The sequence below is a fragment of the Dellaglioa sp. CoH-56-MRSF-10 genome (assembly GCF_056782175.1).
On sequence record NZ_JBXAYF010000119.1, the window covers coordinates 1 to 266 of the forward strand.

Here is a 266-nt window from a genome sequence, read left to right on the forward strand (position 1 = left end):
GCAACGGGTGCAGTGGGGACGTTGGCCGGCGCAGCGGGTGGTATCGGCGGCGTGACCGGCGGCCTCGGTGGCATCGTGGGCACGGTAGCCAACACGGCAACCGGTGCAGTTGGAACGCTGGCCGGCGCAGCGGGTGGTGTCGGCGGCGCGACCGGCAGTCTCGGCGGCATCGTCGGCACGGTCGCCAACGCCGGTCCGGGCGTCATCAACGCCGTCACCGGTGTCGCGGGCAACGGCGGCGCGCTGATCACGCCGATCACGAGCAT

General features: G+C 72.9%; 1 pseudogene. It reads left to right on the forward strand.

Annotated features, from left to right (window positions below):
- Positions 1-21 precede the first annotated feature (21 nt).
- Positions 22-266, forward strand: a pseudogene (locus tag AC1RP4_RS08030) (hypothetical protein); the annotation flags it as partial.